The 4,698-nt window shown below is 61.6% G+C and carries 5 protein-coding genes; all 5 read left to right on the top strand.

Annotation, left to right across the window (positions count from 1 at the left end):
- On the top strand, window positions 1-261 hold a 261-nt coding region (locus Q673_RS24470), incomplete at its 5' end, for a MerR family DNA-binding protein (protein WP_023005307.1).
- Window positions 262-349: 88 nt separating this feature from the next.
- Entirely contained in the window at window positions 350-2,839 is a 2,490-nt protein-coding gene (locus Q673_RS24465) for a heavy metal translocating P-type ATPase (RefSeq protein ID WP_023005306.1), read from the top strand.
- A gap of 26 nt (window positions 2,840-2,865) precedes the next feature.
- Window positions 2,866-3,000 (top strand): hypothetical protein, encoded by a 135-nt coding sequence (locus Q673_RS37085; protein ID WP_023005305.1) that lies wholly within the window; start codon window positions 2,866-2,868, stop codon window positions 2,998-3,000.
- Window positions 3,001-3,063: 63 nt separating this feature from the next.
- Entirely contained in the window at window positions 3,064-3,894 is an 831-nt protein-coding gene (gene dsbG / locus Q673_RS35925) for a thiol:disulfide interchange protein DsbG (RefSeq protein ID WP_161629668.1), read from the top strand.
- A 57-nt stretch (window positions 3,895-3,951) separates the two neighbouring features.
- Complete coding sequence (locus Q673_RS24460; RefSeq protein ID WP_023005303.1) at window positions 3,952-4,650, top strand: TVP38/TMEM64 family protein; 699 nt, start codon at window positions 3,952-3,954, stop codon at window positions 4,648-4,650.
- Window positions 4,651-4,698: the final 48 nt, after the last annotated feature.

Below are 4,698 nucleotides of genomic sequence, written 5' to 3'. Positions count from 1 at the left end.
AACCCGATGCAACATCCGGGCAAGCAGTGGGGCTTCACGCTCGAGGAAATCCGTGAGCTGTTGATCCTCCAGGATGCCAACGGCGACCGGGCGCAGGCCAAGCGCATCGCCGGAGAGAAACTGCACAAGATCCGCGAGCAAATTCGACATCTCTCGCGGATCGAGGCCGTGTTGTCGAAAACACTCGACGAATGTGCGGGCGAAGGGCCGATGCAGGAAGGCTGCCCGATCGTCGAGGCCATCGCCGAGAAGGCCGAATGAGCGACATCGTCGCCTCCGGCAGTGTAACGCCGGAGTCCCGAAGCGCGCACGCCGGGCCGGCAGGTAACTAAGCCAGGAGACCACAGTAATGACGGAAAACGTCGATATCGAGATTCGGGGTATGTCCTGTGCGTCCTGCGTCGGACGGGTGGAGCGGGCCCTCGGCCAGCAGCCGGGCGTGATTAACGCTCAGGTGAACCTGGCCACCCAGAAGGCGACGATCCAGATGGAGGGAGGCTCCACGACGGCCAGCCTGCTCGACGCTATCGAAACGGCGGGCTATCAGCCGGTGGTGGAGAGCCTCGAGATTCCCGTCACCGGCATGAGCTGCGGATCCTGCGTCTCGCGGATAGAACGAGCGCTCGGCAAGCTGCCCGGCATGGTGGAGGTGAGTGTCAATCTCGCCACCCAGAAGGCCTTCGTCCGTTTCCTGCCGGGGACCGTATCGCTGGCACGCATTCAGCATGCCATCCGCGAGGCGGGCTATGAACCGCAGGAAACCGAGTCGCAGCAGCAGGCGGACGACGAGGATCGCGAGGGACGACAGCTTCTCCACCGGGTCATGCTCGCGGCAGTGCTCACCATCCCGGTGGTCATCATCGCCATGGGAAAAGTGATTCCCGCCTTTGATGCGCTCTTGGCGAGCATGATGCCGCATCGCGGCTGGATGGGCGTCGAGTGGCTGCTGACCACGCCCGTGCAGTTCTATGCTGGGGCACGCTTCTATCGCGGTGGCTATGCCGAACTCCGCCATCTCAACCCGGGCATGAACAGTCTGGTCATGATCGGCTCGAGCGCCGCCTACTTCTATTCGGTCGCCGCCCTGCTGGTGCCCGGCTTTTTCCCGGCTGGTACCGCCGTGAGCTACTTCGAGGCGGCAGCGGTGATCGTGACGCTGATCCTGTTGGGACGCTACTTCGAGCACATCGCCAAAGGCCGCACCTCCGAGGCGATCAAGAAGCTCCTGCAGTTGCAGGCAAAAACCGCCCGCGTCATCCGCGATGGCGAAGCGGTCGAGGTGCCGATCGAGGCCGTCGTGCCCGGCGATCGCATCCTGGCCCGCCCGGGCGAGCGTATCCCGGTGGATGGCATCGTTGAAGAAGGCCATTCCTTCGTCGACGAGTCGATGATCAGTGGCGAACCGGTACCGGTTGCCAAGCAGCAGGATGCCGAAGTCGTCGGAGGCACCATCAACAAGAACGGCGCGCTTACCTTCCGCGCCACTCGGGTCGGTGCCGACACCGTGCTGTCGCAAATCGTCAAGATGGTGGAAGCGGCACAGGCCGAGAAGCCCCCAATCCAGCAACTGGCCGACAAGATCGCCGGGGTGTTCGTGCCCGCAGTGATCGTCATCGCCCTGATCACCTTCGGTGTGTGGTTCGCCTTCGGGCCGGCCCCGGCGCTGTCCTTCGCCTTCGTTACCACGGTGAGCGTGCTGCTGATCGCCTGCCCCTGCGCGATGGGCCTAGCCACCCCGACCGCGATCATGGTCAGTACCGGCAAAGGGGCCGAGATAGGAGTGTTGTTTCGCAAGGGCGCGGCGCTTGAGACGTTGGCCAAGATGGATACCGTCGTGCTCGACAAGACCGGCACCCTGACTCAGGGGCGCCCCGAGCTGACCGACTTCGAAGTGATCGAGGGGCACGAGAACGAGGTGCTTCGCCTTGTCGCGGCGGTGGAAGCGCAGAGCGAACACCCCATCGCCGAGGCCATCGTGCGTGGTGCCCGAGCACGTGGACTCGAGCTGCCGACCGTCAGCCATTTCAGCGCCGAGCCGGGCTACGGCATCGAAGCCGACGTCGCCGGTCACCGGCTTCACGTAGGGGCCGATCGCTACATGAACCGGCTCGGGATTGGGCTCGGCAAGGCGGAAGAGCGCGCCAAGGCGCTTGCCGAGGATGCCAAGAGCCCCCTCTATGCCGCGGTGGACGGCCGACTCGCCGCGGTCATCGCGGTGGCCGATCCGCTCAAGGAGGGCTCGGTCGAAGCCATTTCAGCACTCAAGGCGCAGGGGCTGGAGGTGGCCATGCTCACCGGCGACAACCGTGGTACGGCCGACGCCATCGCTCGTCAAGTTGGCATTCAGCGCGTACTCGCCGAGGTGTTGCCTGACCAGAAGGCGGACGAGATCAAGCGACTACAGGCCGAGGGCGGCAAGGTCGCCTTCGTGGGCGACGGGATCAACGATGCCCCGGCGTTGGCGCAGGCCGACGTGGGCATCGCCATCGGTACCGGGACGGATATCGCCATCGAGGCCGGCGACGTAGTGCTGATGCGTGGCGACCTGAGGGGAATCGTCAATGCCGTGGCGCTCTCCAAGCGTACCCACCGGACCATCATCGGGAATTTCGTCTGGGCCTATGGCTACAACGTGGCGCTGATCCCCGTGGCGGCGGGCGTGCTCTATCCGTTCATCGGCGTATTGCTCAGCCCCATGCTGGCGGCAGCCGCCATGAGCGTCTCCAGCGTCTTCGTGTTGACCAACTCGTTGCGGCTACGCCGCTTCACGCCGGATATCGATGACGCTTCGCCGGTGACGAGCGGTGAACCCCAGACAGGTCAAGTCCACCAGGCCTAAGCAGCGAAAGTCAACAGGAGACCAGGATGATGGGAAGCGAAGCATGCACGTGGGGGATGGCGGGGATGGGGCTCATTTCCATCCTGCTGATTATTGCGTTGGTGCTTGGCGTCGCCGCGCTCGCCAAGTATCTGTTCTTCGGAAAGAAGCGTGATAGCTGACAACCAATCGCTACGACAGGTTCGATTCCCCGGGTTGATCAGAGAGCGATGAAGAGGCCGTTCATGAAGAAAATCATCTACTCCACTTATTGCCTTGCTGTTGTAGGGCTGTTCGGTCTCATTACGCTCCCCGCTCTGGCGGAGGAAACGGGGGGCGATTCTCTTGAAGGCCACCAGGCCATTAGTACAGCCGATACTGGAACACCCCTGCCCGCATCGATTACGGCATTATTGGATCAAGGACTCAAATTCCACGGAACCTTTAATGCCCCGGGAGATATACAAGGTTATGCCTTGTCCTATGATAATGAGCCCGTGGCGGCTTATATTCCCTCCACTTCCGACCACGCCATCATCGGTACCTTAATTGATCCTCAGGGCAACGCTGTAATGGAAAATCAACTTCAAGCTCTGGTGCTGGAACCGATGCTGGAAGCTACCTGGAGCGCGTTCGAGGACACTCGCTTTATTCCGGAAGGACCTGATAGTGCGTCACATATCGTGTATACGCTGACCGACCCCAATTGTCCCTACTGCAATGCGCTGTGGAAGAGCTCACGGTCTCTAATCGATCAAGGTGAGCTTCAGCTTCGTCATGTGCTGGTCGGCGTTCTGTCAGAGGACAGTCTCCGCAAGGCGGCCGCGATCCTTGAGTCGAATGACCCAACCAAAGCCCTCGAAACCCATGAATTGAACTTCCGCAATGGCGGCATCAGTCCGGTGGTGCCGTCGGAGGAGAGTCGAGCGCTTCTTAGGCGGCATGCCCAGCTCATGCGCGAGGCCGGCGCCACGGGAACGCCGACCAGCTATTACCGCGATGAAGAAGGTAATGTGCAGCGCATCAATGGTGCGGTGTCGACCGACCGGCTTCGCAACATATTGGGTGTCGAATGACACGCCATAACGGCACAGGGGTGACATGAGATGTCATCTCACACAACTGAGATGAGTATGGCAAGCACGCTCGGTGTAAAGCACAGGCTCATATTGGGAGCTTCTGTGCTGATTGGCTTGGTGACCCTCTATTGGATCCTGATGGAGACCGGTGCCTTATCGACGCTCACCAATAAGCAGGCTCTGCGTGAGTGGGTTGGCCAGTTGGGGGGCTGGGGGCCATTGACCATTATCGCCATGATGATAGCGGCCATTGTCATGAGCCCGATACCCAGTGGGCCGATCGCCATGGTGGCCGGTGCGATCTACGGCCCTCTATGGGGGACGGCGTATGTGGTCATCGGTGCCGAGGCCGGCGCGTTGCTCGCCTTCGGCATCGCCCGCCTGCTCGGCTATGAGGTGATCCATCGCTGGTCGCGTACTCGTCCCATCCTCGACTGGCTGGGCAAAGAACGCTCTCAAACCGGGTTGATGCTCGTCGTATTCGCATCGCGATTGGTGCCATTCATTTCGTTCGATGCCGTCAGCTACGCGGCGGGCCTGACACCGCTGGCCTTCTGGCGTTTCTTGATTGCCACGCTGGCCGGGGTGGTTCCGACGGCTTACTTGATCGTCATATTCGGCGAAGTCCTGATTACCGCCGACTCCCGTGGCCTCACGGTCGCGCTGATCCTCGCGAGTGGGGTCACGCTCCTGCCGCTCCTGGCGAGAGTTGTGTGGACTCGGCATCGAAAGCGACGGACTAGCTCCAATTGACGGCTGCCGATGCCGATTGCCTCGCCCGGGTAAGCGGATTAAATGGTT

The organism is Halomonas sp. PBN3 (genome assembly GCF_000475415.1).
In the GTDB taxonomy this organism is placed as follows: domain Bacteria; phylum Pseudomonadota; class Gammaproteobacteria; order Pseudomonadales; family Halomonadaceae; genus Halomonas; species Halomonas shengliensis.
Note: the sequence above shows the minus strand (reverse complement) of the source record. Positions and strands in the feature narration are given on the sequence as shown.

Bases quoted from the DNA above. Each gene is read 5' to 3' on its own strand.
- Q673_RS24460 (WP_023005303.1), top strand. From the start codon at position 3,952: ATGGCAAGCACGCTCGGTGTAAAGCACAGGCTCATATTGGGAGCTTCT.
- Q673_RS24465 (WP_023005306.1), top strand. From the start codon at position 350: ATGACGGAAAACGTCGATATCGAGATTCGGGGTATGTCCTGTGCGTCC.
- dsbG (WP_161629668.1), top strand. From the start codon at position 3,064: ATGAAGAAAATCATCTACTCCACTTATTGCCTTGCTGTTGTAGGGCTG.
- Q673_RS37085 (WP_023005305.1), top strand. From the start codon at position 2,866: ATGATGGGAAGCGAAGCATGCACGTGGGGGATGGCGGGGATGGGGCTC.